A 15,915-nucleotide genomic window follows, 5' to 3' on the forward strand; every position below is an offset into this window, starting at 1 on the left:
GCTTTTAGCTACTTTTTTCACCCCCGGGGTTACTTTTTGTCCATCATTTTACGGGCCTTACTGTGCTTGACGCTATAGCCAAAGTAGATCAGGAAGCCAATTCCCAGCCATACGAAGAGGCGGGCCCAGTTTTCCATTCCAAGGCTGATGATCATAGTAAGGCAGAAAGCCGCTCCTAGCGCAGGGACAAGCGGTACTAATGGTGTTTTGAAGGCACGTGGTGCATCAGGATTATTTTTACGCATTACAATTACTCCGATACATACCAATACAAACGCGAAGAGGGTACCGATACTGGTCATATCACCTACTACGTTATCCGGTACAAAGGCGGCAAACAGGCTTACAAAGACAAAGAACATCCATTGTGAGCGGTAAGGCGTATGATATTTTGGATGCAGGCGGGCAAAAATGGGTGGTACCAGTCCATCGTTACTCATAGAGTAGAAGACTCTGGTCTGACCCAGCAGCATTACCAGGATTACAGAGGAGAAACCAGCCAGGATGGCTACAGTAATGAAGGTAGATAACCAGCCGTAACCGGTCATATAAGTGTCGATCACGTAAGCAACGGAAGCTTCGCCGCCTGCTTTCAGGAAGTCCTGGAACGGCGCAATGCCTGTAAGTACAAATGAAAACAGGATATATAATATAGTACAGATGGCCAAAGATACCAGGATACCGATAGGCATGTTTTTCTTAGGGTTCTTGGTTTCCTGTGCAGCAGTGGATACGGCGTCGAAACCAATGAAAGCAAAGAATACTACCCCGGCGCCTCTTAGTACACCGCCCCAGCCGTGATTCCAGAAGTTGGAATAATCAACGATCTGGCCATTGTGCATTTTAACAGTTCCGGCAGTAGCTGGAATGGTAAATTCAGCGTGGTTGGCAGGGTTGATAAAGTGCCATCCGAGTACGATGAACATCAGCACGATAGATACTTTGGTAATAACGATGATGTTATTAACGATAGCAGATCCCTGCGTACCCCTGATCAGCAGGAGCGTGAGCGCCAGCAGAATAAAGAGGGAGGGGACGTTCATGATACCGTGTACACCTGCGTCGGACACTTCGAAAGGGCTATGGCTCCATTCGTAAGGGATGGTGACGTGGAAAACGTTGGTAAGTAGTTTATTCAGGTATTGTGACCAGCCAATGGCTACAGTGGCTCCTGCCAGCGCATATTCCAGTACGAGATCCCACCCTATGATCCAGGCAATAAATTCTCCTAAAGTAGCATAAGAATAAGTATAGGCGCTTCCGGCGATAGGTATCATGGAAGCAAATTCGGCGTAACAGAGGCCAGCAAGGGCACAGCCAATTGCAGCAATAATAAAGGAGATAGTAACAGCGGGTCCGGCATGTTGTCCGGCGGCAGCAGCTGTTCTAACAAACAGACCTGCCCCGATGATAGCGCCTATTCCAAGGGCAATCAATGAACCCGCGCCAAGCGTCCTTTTCAGTCCCTTGTCGGATTCTCCGGCTTCGGCCGTTAAAACAGAGAGCTGCTTTTTTACGAATAGTTTGCTCATACGCAATCTTATTGTGGTTGATGTTTTAAGGTAGTTTAGTTCTTGTTGTTTTGTTGTTGGTCGCCAAATATAATATCTAAAATCAAAAAGAGATACTTTTATTTTAGCCACTAACGCGCATCTTTAGCCGCCAAACCTTATTTTTGGGAAATTTTCCGGTTACAACTTTTAATTATTTCAAGTAAAAATTCTTGCTCCGCATGAAGAAATCGTCGAATCTGCTTACCCTATACATTTTCATTGCCATGATCATCGGGATAGGTACCGGTTATTCGGTATTCCTGGCTTATGGCAATGCTGGTACCCCGGCAGGTACCAAAGACACACCGCAGATCTTCGCTGATAACATTTCTATACTGACAGACATCTTCCTGCGCCTGGTAAAAATGATCATTGCCCCGCTGGTATTCTCTACCCTGGTGGTAGGAGTAGCCAAGCTGGGAGATATAAAAGCGGTTGGACGTATTGGTGGAAAGACAATGCTGTGGTTTATCAGTGCAACCTTTGTATCATTGTTTTTGGGTTTGGTACTTGTGAACATAATGAAACCGGGAATATCGCTGCAATTGCCGCTGCCGGATGAACATGCCTCTTCTGGTATTGCGAAGGCAGATATGACCCTGCGGGGATTTTTCCATCACGTGGTGCCAGATAGCGTGATAGATGCAATGGGCAGGAACGAAATTTTGCAAATTGTGGTATTTGCCATTTTCTTCGGGGTGGCAGCTGCTGCTATTGGCGAAAAGGCGATGCCGGTAGTAAAGTTACTGGATAGTGTTGCTCATATTATGCTGAAGGTGACAGGTTTTGTAATGAATTTTGCGCCTTTTGCCGTATTTGGCGCTATGGCGGGTATCATTGCGGTGAAGGGACCTATCGTACTGGTTACATATGGGAAATTTATTATCCAGTTTTATATGGGCTTGTTTAGTTTGTGGGTAGTCATTGCTTTTGTGGGATGGTTGATTTTGGGCAAACCAGTATTCCGCCTCTTGGGTATGATTAAGGACCCCCTCTTGCTGGCATTTGGCACTGCGAGTAGCGAAGCGGCTTATCCCCGTACTATGGAGGAGCTGGAGAAATTTGGTTGTGACAGCCGGATAGTGAGTTTTGTGTTACCGTTGGGCTATTCCTTTAACCTGGACGGTTCTATGATGTATATGACCTTTGCCAGCCTGTTTATTGCGCAGGCATATAATATGCACCTTTCTATAGATCAACAGATTACCATGTTACTGGTATTAATGATTACCAGTAAAGGGATTGCCGGTGTGCCACGTGCTTCCCTGGTGGTAATTGCGGGCACTTTATCAATGTTTCACATCCCCGAGGCAGGGCTTCTTTTATTGCTGGGCGTAGATCACCTGTTGGATATGGGCCGTTCTGCTACCAATGTTATTGGCAATGCCATGGCTACCGCTGTAGTTTCCAAGTGGGAAAACAAACTCAGCACCGGAGATGCGCCTAACGCCTAACTTAACAAATGCGTAACACATTAATGCTTATTTTACCGATTCAGAACTAGAAATAGCGTATTTAGCATGGACCAGATTATTGAGTTTTTTAAACACCTCATTAATCCCTCGTGGATTATTGAACATGGTGGCCTTTACCTGTTGCTGGCAATTATTTTTGCAGAAACGGGTCTTTTTATTGGTTTCTTTCTGCCGGGCGATTCCCTGCTCTTTGTGGCGGGTATCTACAGCAAAGATCTTTGCCACAGCTTCTTTGATCTGCCTTTTGCAGTGATCATGTTGCTGATCGCTATAGCCGGTGTATTGGGAAATATGGTGGGGTTTTGGTTTGGTAGAAAATCCGGTCCTGTATTATTTAAGAAAAAGGATACTTTCTTCTTTAAAAAGAAGCACCTGATCCAGGCGCACGAATTTTTCGGCAAATATGGAGGCGGCGCTATTTTCTTCGCGCGTTTCCTGCCTATCATCCGTACGTTTGCACCCATTGTAGCGGGTGTTGCGGAAATGGATGCCAAGAAATTCATGTTGTTTAATATTGTAGGTTCTTTTGCCTGGGTATTCTCTATGATGCTGGCCGGCCATTACCTGGATAAGGCTTTCCCGAATTTGAAAGAGCATCTGGAGCTGATTATCCTGGTAATTATATTAATTACCACCTTACCGGTACTGATCAAGGTAATATTTGGCAAAGCAAAACACTCGTCCGCTGCTCCTCACCAGGAACCCGCAGAAAAAACAGATTCTTCATTATAATTTTTTATATCTTTAAAAGGGCCTTTTTAAAAAGGCCCTTTTTTATTAATTCCCGTTATAATTATTGTCAACCGAACTACCAATGAAGACCGACAATCGTTCTGTTTCTATTTTTAATATAGCCGTTATAGTTGCTTCACTAGGCTATTTCGTTGATATTTATGATCTTTTACTGTTTACCATCGTAAGGGTACCTAGTTTAAAATCGCTGGGACTTCCACAGAGCGAAATTGATGCAGGGGCAGGCCTGCTTTTAATCAACATTCAAATGGTAGGCCTGTTGATTGGTGGAATTTTCTGGGGTATAATAGGAGATAAGAAAGGCCGGCTGAGCGTATTATTCGGTTCTATTCTCATTTATTCTATTGCCAATATTGCCAACGGTTTTGTGCATGGGATCAATGGCTATATACTATGGCGTTTTGTGGCGGGCTTTGGTTTGGCTGGTGAGCTGGGCGCAGGTATTACGCTGGTATCTGAAATATTACCCAAGGAAAAGAGGGGATATGGTACCATGATAGTGGCTACCGTAGGGGTATCGGGTGCTGTAGCAGCCAACCTGATAGCCAAGCTGGTGGGCGACTGGCGTATTTGTTATTTTATTGGTGGAGGATTAGGGCTGGCGTTGCTGGTGCTTCGGGTTAGTGTAATGGAGTCGCATTTATTTAATGCGGTGAAGGAATCTACGGCAGGGAGGGGAAGTTTGGTAGCATTATTTAACAACCGGGAACGGTTTATGAAGTATTTGAAATGTATGTTGCTGGGCACTCCGACCTGGTTTGTAGTAGGTATCCTTATTGCATTTTCGAATAAGTTTGCGACTGTCATGAACGTGCAGGGGGCCATTAATCCTGGTGATGCAGTGGCTTTCTGTTATGCAGGTCTGGTGCTGGGTGATTTCACTACCGGCTTACTAAGCCAGGTATGGCAAAGCCGGAGAAAGGTGATGTTGCTGTTCCTGTTGCTGACAGGCGTAATGGTGGCGGTTTACCTGAATTTACATGGGGCTGCTACCTGGGTATTTTATACCGTTTGCTTTATACTGGGCTTCAGTGTTGGGTTCTGGGCTATTTTTGTAACCATCGCAGCAGAGAGCTTCGGCACTAATTTACGCGCTACCGTGGCTACTACGGTGCCTAACTTTGCGCGGGGAATGCTTCCATTGATATCGCTCTTGTTTATAAACGTGCAGAAACACTTTACTTTCCTGCAAAGCGGCGCTATTGTAGCGGTGGTGTGTATAGGGATTGCTTTAATTACTGCCTGGAACGTGGAGGAAACATTTGGTAAGGACCTGAATTACCTGGAAGAAATTTAGTGATAGCTTTCCAGCATCTTATCTAGTAATTTGTTCAGCTGTATTATTTCTTTTTCATTGAGTGACTGGAGTACATTATCCAGGTGCCCAATTTCAGTATCTATTTGTTTTAGCAGTTGCAGGCCTTTGTCGTTGATGCGAACATCGACGGCACGCCTGTCCATTTCGCTGTTTTTGCGTTCTATCAGGTCGGCTTTGCGAAGGCGTTCCACCAGCCGGGATACATCACTCATTTTATCGAGCATTCTGTCTTTCAGCACGTTGATGCTGGCTGCTTTGGGATGTTGCCCGCGAAGGATGCGCAGTATATTAAACTGCTGCATAGTGATGCCATATTGTTTAAAGAATTGCTGGTGCCGGGCGGTAATCCAGTTACCTATAAAAATCAGGCTGACGAGGCCACGCTGATTTTCGCTTTCAAAAGATTTTTGTGTTATCAGTTTTTCCAGGTTAGACATACGTTGAGAGTTAAACCAAATTTGGTGAAACGGATTTAGAAGTGTTTCATTTATACTGCTTTAGTCATCTTTTCAGGATGGGGTAAAATTACGAATAAAAAAAGAATTGCAGATTTTGTCATGTGGTTGATAAGGCAGAAGATCCTGATTTTATCGTGGCAGTGGGGAAATGATTAGCGGAGATAGCGGGAATGTTTTCCACATCTATCTCCGCTGTATGCGTTGGTAGACGATTATGCAGTTGCAGACTGCATTTTATCCAATACGTCCATTACTTCTTTTACATGTTGGGCAGAGGTATTGAGTGATTCTTTTTCAGCCTCATTGAGTTGAAGCTCTATGATTTTTTCGATACCGTTTTTGCCTAATACTACGGGAACGCCCAGGTAGATATCTTTCAGGCCATATTGGCCGGTAAGCCAGGCGCACACCGGGAAAATACGTTTTTCGTTTTTTACGATGGCTTCCACCATTTGGGCAGCTGCGGCGCCGGGAGCGTACCAGGCCGAAGTACCCAGGAGGTTCACTATCTCGCCACCCCCTACTTTCGTACGCTGGATAATAGCTTCCAGCTTGTCGGCTGCTACCAGTTCTGTTACCGGAATACCGCTTACCGTGGTGTAACGGGGAAGGGGCACCATGGTATCGCCATGTCCGCCCATGAGGATAGCCTGTATATCTTTGGGAGAGCAGCCTATTTCATCGGCCAGGAAAGCGCGGTAGCGGGCAGTATCCAGGATACCGGCCATACCGAACACTTTGCTGCTGTCTTTTTTAGCGGTGAGGTAGCTACAATACGTCATTACATCCAGCGGATTGCTGACAATGATAATGATCGCGTCCGGAGAATGTTTGGTAATATTTTCTGTCACCGATTTCACAATGTTGGCATTGGTAGAAATCAGATCGTCTCTGCTCATACCTGGTTTACGGGGAAGCCCTGACGTAATTACCACCACATTGCTGTTGGCGGTTTTAGTATAGTCGTTGGTCACTCCTGTAATTTTGGTGCTGTAATAATCAATGGGAGCCTGTTGCCATGTATCCAGCGCCTTACCTTCAGCCGTTCCTTCTTTGATATCCAATAAAACCACCTCCTGTAGAAAATCTCTGTGGGCCAGTACGTTAGCGCATGTGGCACCTACATTTCCGGCTCCTACTACTGTAACTTTCATCTTGTCTATAGCTTTAAAAGTGAAGAATGAATGTGATTAAACAAATGTAATGATTCGGCATTACAATAACCGGCCAGGCATACACATTTTAACAAGGTTTATTTGTGCAGATAATACAGCAGAGAATCTATCTTAGCTGTTCCTTCAAAGCCTTTTACAAACTGTTGTTTCTTATTATATATGTATAATCCCGGGAAGTAATGCAGATCATAGAAGTACATGATCTGCCGGGTAGGTTCGCTGGCCATAGTAATTGTTGGATAATTTTTGATCTTGTATTGGTCGTAATATTCCTTCATTTGTTCCACTTTAAAGGGAGTGACCATCAGGATCTGCGTTTTCTGGAATTTATCGATATTTTTCAGGAGATCTTCTGTCAGGTGTTTACAGTGGTCGCAATCAACGCTGAATATGAATAACATGGTTTTTTCCCCTTTACGCAGGTCATTTTTGGTGATAGTATGGCCATCAACCAGGGTGAGGGGAAAAGCCGGGATGATCGGATATTGTAAATAAGCTGGTTTGGTGGGGAGAGTAGCAGTTTGAGCCTTCAAAAACACGGGTAAACAGCTTAAAATTGCGAAAAACACGTAGCGCATACGAATAAAAGTTTCTTGATTTGAGTTTAAATTTACCGGATAAATGTCATTTATTGCATAAAAAACACGAAAATTGGGCCGAAAAGGAACGAATCTATCTAATTTTGGGAATTAGATGCTTGTTCATATGCGAAAATTTTTACTTTTGCAATCCGTATAAATTTTTAACTTAAAATCAGTAACCTAAATTTATGGCTACCACCGCAGATATCAGAACAGGATTAATCATCAAACTGGATAACAGTTTGTATTCTGTTGTAGAGTTTGGTCAGAATAAAACCGCCCGTGCAGCCGCAAAGGTTTGGGCTAAATTGAAAGGCGTTGACAATAGCCGTTCTATAGAGCATACATGGAACTCGGGAGATACTATTTTCCCTATCCGTATTGAAAAGAAAGCTTTCCAGTTCTTATATAAAGACGATACCGGCTACAATTTCATGGATAATGAAACTTTCGAACAGATTGCTATGCCGGAAAATGCGATCGATGCGCCACAATTCCTGAAAGAGGGCCAGGAAGTGAGTGTACAAATCAATACTGAAACTGAACAGTACATGGCGGTAGAATTACCAGACAAGATTGTCGTACTGGTAACCTACTCTGAGCCAGGCGTAAAGGGCGATACGGCTACACGTACCCTGAAACCAGCTACTGTTGAAACAGGTGCGACTGTAATGGTGCCACTGTTTGTGGAAGAAGGGGAAATGATCCGTGTGAACACCAAGAATGGTGAATATATCGAAAGAGTAAAAGGGTAATAGCATTTTTTAATTTTTGATTGACTGACGGGAATGTTGTTTCCAGGAGGATTTCCTGTGGAACAGGGTTCCTGAACGTGTGAATCGAATTTTCATATTCTATATTTCTAAACCAAAAACTGTCTACATGGACTTTAAACAGATTCAGGAACTGGTAAAAATGATCAATAAATCAAATATCAGTGAACTGAGCATTGAGCAGGACAAGTTTAAGATTACAATAAAACAAAAGGATAACGAAGTACAACAGGTAATCACTGTTCCTGCCGCCGTGGCAACTGCCGCCGTACAGCCTGTAGCCCCTGTTGCTTCCGCAGCAGCTCCTGCCGCCGCCGCTCCCGCAGCTCCCGCTGCAGCTCCCGTAGCACCTGCAAAGGCGGACAACCTGGTAACGATCAAATCTCCTATGATCGGAACCTTTTACCGCAGCGCCGGACCAGACAAAGCTCCATTCGTAAATGTGGGTGATGAGGTATCTTCCGGCAAAGTGGTGTGCATCATCGAAGCAATGAAGTTATTCAACGAGATAGAGAGTGAAGTGAGTGGAAAAATCGTGAAAGTGCTGGTAGATGACGCATCTCCGGTAGAATACGACCAACCTTTATTTTTAGTTGAACCATAATAATAGCCTTTACCGTTAGCCTTTGGCATTCAGTATTATATACAATACTGACAGCTAAAGGCTAACCGCTAAAAGCTAACTGCTATTATTAACTTATAAGGAAAACAATGTTCAAAAAAATATTGATTGCCAATCGTGGTGAAATTGCCCTTCGGATTATCCGTACCTGTAAGGAAATGGGTATCAAAACGGTGGCAGTTTATTCTACTGCAGATAAAGACAGTTTGCATGTGAAATTTGCCGATGAAGCAGTATGCATAGGTAAACCACAGAGCACAGAGTCTTATTTGAATATCCCTCACCTGATGGCAGCTGCTGAAATTACCAACGCAGATGCTATTCACCCGGGATATGGCTTCCTGGCCGAAAATGCCCGTTTTGCTGAAATCTGCGGTGAGCATGGTATCAAGTTCATCGGCCCAACACCGGAAATGATCCGTAAGATGGGAGACAAGATGACGGCGAAGGAAACCATGATTGCTGCGGGCGTACCTGTTATTCCGGGTTCTGATGGTTTATTGCAGAGTGTGGATGAAGCAAAGGCACTGGCAAAAACCATGGGGCTGCCGGTTATCCTGAAAGCTACTGCCGGTGGTGGTGGTAAAGGTATGCGTGTGGTATGGGAAGACAGTGAGCTGGAAAATGCCTACAACATGGCCAAGAACGAGGCTCGCGCGGCTTTCAGTAATGATGGTATCTACATGGAGAAATTCGTGGAAGAACCCCGACATATTGAAATCCAGGTAGCGGGTGATCAATACGGTAAAGTATGTCACTTGAGTGAAAGAGATTGCTCTATCCAGCGTCGTCACCAGAAGCTGGTAGAAGAATCTCCTTCTCCGTTTATGACGCCTGAGCTGCGTGAGAAAATGGGAGAAGCAGCTATTAAGGCCGCCAGTGCGATCAACTACGAGAGTGTTGGTACTATTGAGTTCCTGGTTGATAAGCACCGTAATTTCTACTTCATGGAGATGAATACACGTATCCAGGTAGAGCATGGTGTAACGGAAGAAGTGATCAATTTTGACCTCGTAAAAGAACAGATCAAGATTGCGGCAGGTATTCCTATCTCCGGAAAAAATTATACGCCACAGATGCATGCCATCGAGTGCCGTATTAATGCGGAAGATCCTTACAATGATTTCCGTCCTTCTCCGGGAAAAATTACTACCCTGCATATTCCGGGTGGTCATGGGGTGCGTGTGGATTCACATATCTACGCTGGTTATGTTATTCCTCCGTATTATGATTCTATGGTGGCAAAAATCATCACCATGGCGCAAACCCGTGAAGAGGCAATCAATACCATGGAGCGTGCACTGAGCGAGTTTGTGATCGAAGGTGTAAAAACAACTATTCCATTCCATCAGCAGTTGATGCGTGATGAAAATTTCCGTAAGGGTAACTTTACTACTAAGTTTACAGAAACGTTTAAGCTGGTATAACGGTAACGGTTATATTATTGTAAAAAGTCCTCCTGAAAGGGAGGACTTTTTTTGTACATTTTACTTTCGATAAGTTATTTCCAGGCTCACAAAGCTGAATAGCAGAAAATTGAGTTCTCCTTTTTTGGGGTCGCCGGCCATATTGATTTGTAGTGGTAGTCCGTAATTATTATAGCTATCAGCAACAAAGGCATTGTTTTTACTGTAGTCCACATCTATGAGCTGCCATATCGGGTGCAGTTGATGTGGATTTATTTTGTTGTCATAAACGGGAAATGCATCGTTGGAGCTGGTAGTATTGCCCGGGCCAACTACGGTGGTATTGATTTTATAAGCATTACCTGCTGAGTTATAAAAATAGGTAGTCGTTACTACGTCAGCATACGCAGTTCCCTGGTATCGGTAGTTGATAACCTGTGTAATCCGGTCTTGGTTGTCATAAAGATATTTTTTGACAAAAAAAGAGTAGAGCGAGGTGGTGATTGTTAGCGTACTTCTGTCGTAAGTGCCAAAGTTAAAGATACTGTCTATCATTACTCTTTTTCTGGTATCCAGCAAATATTTATGAGCTACTTCATAATTGGGGTTACCATCATAGTAGGCGCCAATAATTACCCTTAGTCTGTCTTGTGGGTCATAGCCGATCAGGAATTGTGGATAGCCGGTTTGTACCCTTGATCCGATCAGGCTTACGGGATTGTTTTTGTTGTTGTAAGTGATGTTGATGGAGTCTTCGAAGAGCTGCGTGGTAAGTCCTTTCAACCGGGTGATTTCAAAAAAAGGAGTGTGGGGAATGATAACTGGGGGCTTCAGACAGCTGTTGTTGGAAAGGAGCAGGAAAGCGGCGATCGCATAAAGCACCGGATAAATTTGTTTTTTCATACAAATTCGTTTTTTAATGAAAAAATTGAGGTTAATAAAAGAGGCTATCCGGAATAGGAGGTGTATTGGAAATAGGTTTAAGAAGTGAACGTGAAGTTACCAAAAAAAGCAAAGCCCCGGATGAAAATCCGGGGCTAATCATACACCAAAACAATCTTACGGTTTTATCGCAAGAAAAGCAGCTCTCTGTATTTAGGCAGTGCCCATTTTTTGTCGTCCACCAGGAACTCCAGTTTATCGGAGTGGTAGCGGATAACATCAAAGTACGGCTTAATCTTTTCACAATAGTCTATCGCTTTTTGGCGGCTATCGGTGAGCTTGTTAGCTACCTTACGCGCCTCAATCATAGCCTGTACATTTTCACTAATTACATTGATATGTTCAGCTATTTTAGCGGCAATTTGTTTCTGTGCTTTTACGCTGTCGTCGCCTAACCCGATTGCTTTCAGGCCATTGATGTTGGCTACCAGTTCATTTAAGTAGCTAATAGCAGATGGCAGGATAGTGTTGGTAGCGAGGTCGCCGATAACGCGGGCTTCGATCTGTACTTTCTTCACATAATCTTCCAGCAGTATTTCGTGGCGTGCGTGCAGTTCTTTTTCGTTGTAAACGCCGGTTTCTGTGTAAAGTTGGGTTGCTTTAGGTGTTACCATTGCATCCAGCGCTTTAGGAGTGGTTTTTACATTAGCCAAACCTCTTTTTGCTGCTTCTTTTTCCCATTCTTCACTGTAGCCGTCGCCTTCGAACAGTATTTTTTCCGAATCTACAATATATTTCCGAAGAGTTTGCATAATGGCAATCTCTTTTTTCTCGCCTTTTTCGATCAGACCGTCTACTTCTGTTTTGAAATCTGTCAGGGTCTTAGCCATGATGGTGTTCATCACAGTCATAGCAGAAGCACAGTTAGCAGAAGAACCTACCGCGCGGAACTCAAACTTGTTGCCGGTGAAAGCAAAAGGAGAGGTACGGTTACGGTCGGTGTTATCCAGCATCAGTTCAGGAATATGACGGTGCAGATCCATTTTCAGGATGGCTTCGTCTTGTTCATCGAACTTGTTGTTTACGCGGTTTTTAACTTCCTGCAGTACATCGAAGAGGAATTTACCGGTAAATACGGAAATGATAGCAGGAGGAGCTTCGTTAGCGCCCAGACGGAAGTCGTTGCTGGGAGAAGCGATAGCAGCTCTCATCAGGTCGGCGTAGTCATGTACCGCTTTGATGGTGTTCACAAAGAAAGTGAGGAACATCAGGTTGGTTTTCGGAGTTTTACCAGGAGCCAGCAGGTTAACGCCGGTGTCGGTAGACATGCTCCAGTTGTTGTGTTTACCGGAACCGTTGATGCCTGCAAAAGGTTTCTCGTGCAGTAACACTTTCAGTTTGTGACGTTTAGCCACTTTATTCATTACATCCATCAGCAGCGAGTTGTGGTCTACCGCGATGTTGATTTCTTCAAATATAGGAGCACATTCGAACTGAGAAGGAGCCACCTCATTGTGACGGGTTCTTAAAGGAATACCCAGTTTGTAGGCTTCTACTTCGAAATCGCGCATGTAAGCGTATGCACGCTCAGGGATAGCACCGAAGTAGTGGTCTTCCAGCTGTTGACCTTTGGAAGGCGCGTGACCTACCACAGTACGGCCAGTCATGATCAGGTCAGGACGGGCATTTGCCATTGCTTCGTCTACCAGGAAGTATTCCTGTTCCCAACCCAGGGTACCGGTTACTTTGGTAACGTTTTTATCGAAATAGTTACATACGTCTACTGCAGCTTTGTCCATAGCAGCCAGGGCTTTCAGCAGTGGCGCTTTATAATCCAGCGATTCGCCGGTGTAGGATACAAAGATAGTAGGAATGCAGAGTGTTTTACCGTAAGCCTGTTCCAGGATGAATGCAGGAGAAGAAGGATCCCATGCAGTATAACCACGTGCTTCGAAAGTAGCTCTCAAGCCGCCGTTAGGAAAGCTGGAAGCATCTGGTTCCTGTTGTACCAGTGCATCGCCATCAAAAGTTTCGAGCGCAGTACCATCACCTTTCAGGGTGAAGAAAGAGTCATGCTTTTCAGCAGTGGTACCTGTTAATGGTTGGAACCAGTGTGTGTAGTGAGTTACACCTTTCTTCATGGCCCATGCCTTCATGCCGGAAGCAATTTGCTCGGACATCTTACGTTCCAGCTTGGTGCCATTTTTAACAGAGTTCATCAGGCTTTTATAAGCCTCATCGCTCAGGTATTCCCGAACAACTTTACCAGTGAATACATTGCTGCCAAATACTTCGGTAATTTTACCGTTATGTTCGGTGAGAGTGGAGTCTACGCCAGCTAATCCTTCCAGCGCTTTGAAACGTAACGATTGCATGCTGTAAAATATTTTACACAAAAGAACGCATACCTTGCCTTAAATACAAATAAATTGTTCATTTTAATTTAAAATTTACGTTTCGGGTCTTTAAAAGACGCTTTTTTTGCTATTTGATCAAATAATTGAATGATGGGCACTGTAAAACTGATAAATTTAAAATTTATTAATATAATGATGCTTTGCTAAAAAAGCTGTTTTCGCTCCCCGGTTCACCTATTGTCATTTGCAGGAAAATCATGTACTTTTGCGACTTCTTTTAAATTACTCGTTTTTTATACTTAAATACATGCAAACCACCGTAGAAATTGCTGAACAGCTAGGACTTACCGCTGACGAGTTTGAACGAATTAAATCTATCTTAGGCCGTGTCCCCAATTTTACAGAACTCAGTATGTATTCTGTAATGTGGAGCGAACACTGCTCTTACAAAAATTCAATCGTTTGGCTGAAATCCCTGCCCCGCGAAGGTGACAGACTGCTGGTAAAGGCAGGAGAGGAAAATGCCGGTCTGGTAGATATCGGTGATGGCTACGCGGTGGTATTTAAAATAGAGTCGCATAACCACCCTTCTGCTATCGAACCCTTCCAGGGCGCAGCTACCGGCGTTGGTGGTATTCACCGCGATATCTTTACAATGGGCGCACGCCCCATTGCCGCATTGAACTCCCTCCGCTTTGGCAATATCAATGACAAGAAAACACAACACCTGGTAAAAGGTATTGTACACGGTATAGGTCATTATGGTAACTGCTTCGGTGTACCAACTGTAGGCGGTGAAGCATACTTTGAAGATTGCTATGGTACCAACCCGCTGGTAAACGCTATGAGCGTGGGTATCGTAAAAGTTGGACAAACTGTTTCCGCTACTTCCCATGGTGAAGGCAACCCTGTTTTCATCGTAGGATCTGCTACCGGTAAAGATGGCATCGGCGGTGCTTCTTTCGCATCTGCCAATATCACGGAAGATAGCGTGGAAGATTTGCCTGCCGTTCAGGTAGGTGACCCCTTCCAGGAAAAGAAATTGCTGGAAGCTTGCCTGGAAATCATCAAAACCAATGCTATCATAGGTATGCAGGATATGGGCGCTGCCGGTATCACCTGCTCTACAGCTGAAATGAGCGCAAAAGGCGAACATGGTATGCACATCTGGTTAGATAAAGTACCTACCCGTCAGAAAGATATGAAAGCATGGGAAATGCTGCTGAGCGAAAGCCAGGAACGCATGCTCATCGTAGTGAAGAAAGGACAGGAAAAAGAAATCCTCAACATCTTCGATAAATGGGACCTGCACTGCGTACAAATCGGTGAAGTGACCAAAGATAAAAACCTGAAGTTCTATATGAACGGCGAACTGGAAGCAGATGTTCCTGCTGAAAGTATGGTATTGGGCGGCGGCGCTCCTCAATATCACCGCGCATATACTGAACCAGCTTACTTCGCTAAAGTAAAAGCATTCGATATCCAGAATATCCCCGATACAGAACACCCCCGTTTTGTAGCGGAAAGAATGGTGGCATTACCAAATATCGCCTCCAAACGCTGGATCTACAACCAGTACGACAGCATGGTAGGTACTGCTAACGCCAGCACCAATGCACCAAGCGATGCTACGATTGTATTGGTAAAACCCACCAAGAAAGCCCTGGCTGTAACTACCGACTGTAACGGTCGCTATGTATTTGCCGATCCTCATAAAGGCGGACAAATTGCTGTGGCAGAGGCAGCACGTAACATTGTGTGCTCCGGTGGTGAACCTGTAGCGATTACTAACTGCTTAAACTTCGGTAACCCTTACGATCCGGAAGTATACTACCAGTTTGTGCACGCTGTACAAGGTATGGGTGAAGCCTGCCGTAAATTTAATACGCCTGTTACCGGTGGTAACGTTAGCTTCTACAACCAGTCGCCCGACGGTCCTGTATACCCTACACCAACCATTGGTATGGTGGGAGTGCTGGATAGCTTGGAACAACGTATAACACTGGACTTTAAAGAAGAAGGTAACCTGTTATACCTCTTAGGCCGTAGCCGCAACGATATCAGCAGCTCTGAATACCTGCATAAAATTATAGGCATCGAATACAGCCCTGCTCCGCATTTCAACCTCGATGAAGAACTGCACCTGCAACAGGCTATCACCAAATTGAATAAAGCAGGCCTGATCGAATCTGCGCACGACGTAAGCGATGGCGGTTTATTTATTACCCTGCTGGAAAGTGCGATGCCACGTGGTCTGGGCTTCGAACTGGCGCTCAATAATAAATTCCGTAAAGATGCTTACCTCTTCGGTGAAAGCCAGAGCCGTGTGGTCATCTCTGTTAAACCGGAAAATAAAGAGAAGTTTGAAGCGCTCATGCACAGCCTGGTAGATGCTTCTGATGTATCTGTACGTCATGAGAAATTGGGTGTGGTAACCGGTGAAAATATCAAAGTAAACGGGGAAGACTGGGGCACTGTAGGCACCTGGAAGCAAACCTACGATACTGCGATTGAAGAACATCTTAAAAAAGCATAAGCATTAGCTGAAGCATAAAAAGAAAG

Annotated in this window: 13 protein-coding genes; 7 read left to right on the plus strand and 6 right to left on the minus strand. The window is 44.5% G+C overall.

Translation table 11 applies throughout. The annotated features are described in order from the left end of the window. Positions 1-29 precede the first annotated feature (29 nt). On the minus strand, positions 30-1,532 hold the full coding sequence (locus HGH90_RS22615; RefSeq protein ID WP_169191924.1) for an amino acid permease: 1,503 nt from the start codon (positions 1,530-1,532) through the stop codon (positions 30-32). A 200-nt stretch (positions 1,533-1,732) separates the two neighbouring features. Here HGH90_RS22615 and HGH90_RS22620 point away from each other — a divergent pair, with 200 nt between their 5' ends. The 3 genes from HGH90_RS22620 (at position 1,733) to HGH90_RS22630 (ending at position 5,078) form a co-directional block, all read left to right on the plus strand. Continuing rightward, positions 1,733-3,007 (plus strand): dicarboxylate/amino acid:cation symporter, encoded by a 1,275-nt coding sequence (locus HGH90_RS22620; RefSeq protein WP_168765955.1) that lies wholly within the window; start codon positions 1,733-1,735, stop codon positions 3,005-3,007. A 66-nt stretch (positions 3,008-3,073) separates the two neighbouring features. After that, positions 3,074-3,760, plus strand: coding sequence for a DedA family protein (locus tag HGH90_RS22625; protein WP_168765954.1), 687 nt, complete (start codon positions 3,074-3,076; stop codon positions 3,758-3,760). 82 nt (positions 3,761-3,842) lie between these two features. Further along, entirely contained in the window at positions 3,843-5,078 is a 1,236-nt protein-coding gene (locus HGH90_RS22630; RefSeq protein ID WP_168765953.1) for an MFS transporter, read from the plus strand. Here the strand turns inward: HGH90_RS22630 and HGH90_RS22635 are convergent. From HGH90_RS22635 to HGH90_RS22645, 3 genes are all read right to left on the minus strand, one after another. Further along, a complete protein-coding gene (locus tag HGH90_RS22635) occupies positions 5,075-5,536 on the minus strand; it encodes a MarR family winged helix-turn-helix transcriptional regulator (protein WP_168765952.1) in 462 nt (153 codons plus the stop codon). The two genes, HGH90_RS22630 and HGH90_RS22635, sit on opposite strands and share 4 nt — an antisense overlap. A gap of 233 nt (positions 5,537-5,769) precedes the next feature. Continuing rightward, entirely contained in the window at positions 5,770-6,711 is a 942-nt protein-coding gene (gene mdh / locus HGH90_RS22640; RefSeq protein WP_168765951.1) for a malate dehydrogenase, read from the minus strand. Between the two features lie 98 nt (positions 6,712-6,809). Further along, complete coding sequence (locus HGH90_RS22645) at positions 6,810-7,265, minus strand: peroxiredoxin family protein (protein ID WP_168765950.1); 456 nt, start codon at positions 7,263-7,265, stop codon at positions 6,810-6,812. A gap of 236 nt (positions 7,266-7,501) precedes the next feature. Here HGH90_RS22645 and efp point away from each other — a divergent pair, with 236 nt between their 5' ends. The 3 genes from efp (at position 7,502) to accC (ending at position 10,135) form a co-directional block, all read left to right on the plus strand. Next, complete coding sequence (efp, locus tag HGH90_RS22650) at positions 7,502-8,068, plus strand: elongation factor P (protein WP_145672563.1); 567 nt, start codon at positions 7,502-7,504, stop codon at positions 8,066-8,068. Positions 8,069-8,195: 127 nt separating this feature from the next. After that, the gene (gene accB, locus HGH90_RS22655; RefSeq protein ID WP_168765949.1) at positions 8,196-8,690 is read left to right on the plus strand and encodes an acetyl-CoA carboxylase biotin carboxyl carrier protein; all 495 of its coding nucleotides are present in this window, start codon (positions 8,196-8,198) and stop codon (positions 8,688-8,690) included. A gap of 107 nt (positions 8,691-8,797) precedes the next feature. Next, positions 8,798-10,135: an acetyl-CoA carboxylase biotin carboxylase subunit gene (gene accC / locus HGH90_RS22660; protein WP_168765948.1), complete on the plus strand. Its 1,338-nt coding sequence runs from the start codon at positions 8,798-8,800 to the stop codon at positions 10,133-10,135. A gap of 60 nt (positions 10,136-10,195) precedes the next feature. Here accC and HGH90_RS22665 read toward each other — a convergent pair whose 3' ends face one another. Both HGH90_RS22665 and HGH90_RS22670 read right to left on the minus strand, forming a co-directional pair. Then, entirely contained in the window at positions 10,196-11,017 is an 822-nt protein-coding gene (locus HGH90_RS22665; RefSeq protein ID WP_168765947.1) for a hypothetical protein, read from the minus strand. Between the two features lie 164 nt (positions 11,018-11,181). Continuing rightward, positions 11,182-13,371 carry a glutamine synthetase III gene (locus HGH90_RS22670; RefSeq protein ID WP_168765946.1) on the minus strand — a complete coding sequence of 730 codons (2,190 nt, stop codon included), beginning with the start codon at positions 13,369-13,371 and terminating at the stop codon, positions 11,182-11,184. A 289-nt stretch (positions 13,372-13,660) separates the two neighbouring features. Between HGH90_RS22670 and purL the strand changes: the two genes are divergently transcribed. Next, the gene (purL, locus tag HGH90_RS22675; protein WP_168765945.1) at positions 13,661-15,889 is read left to right on the plus strand and encodes a phosphoribosylformylglycinamidine synthase subunit PurL; all 2,229 of its coding nucleotides are present in this window, start codon (positions 13,661-13,663) and stop codon (positions 15,887-15,889) included. Positions 15,890-15,915: the final 26 nt, after the last annotated feature.

It is taken from the genome of Chitinophaga sp. Ak27 (assembly GCF_012726295.1).
Lineage (GTDB): Bacteria > Bacteroidota > Bacteroidia > Chitinophagales > Chitinophagaceae > Chitinophaga.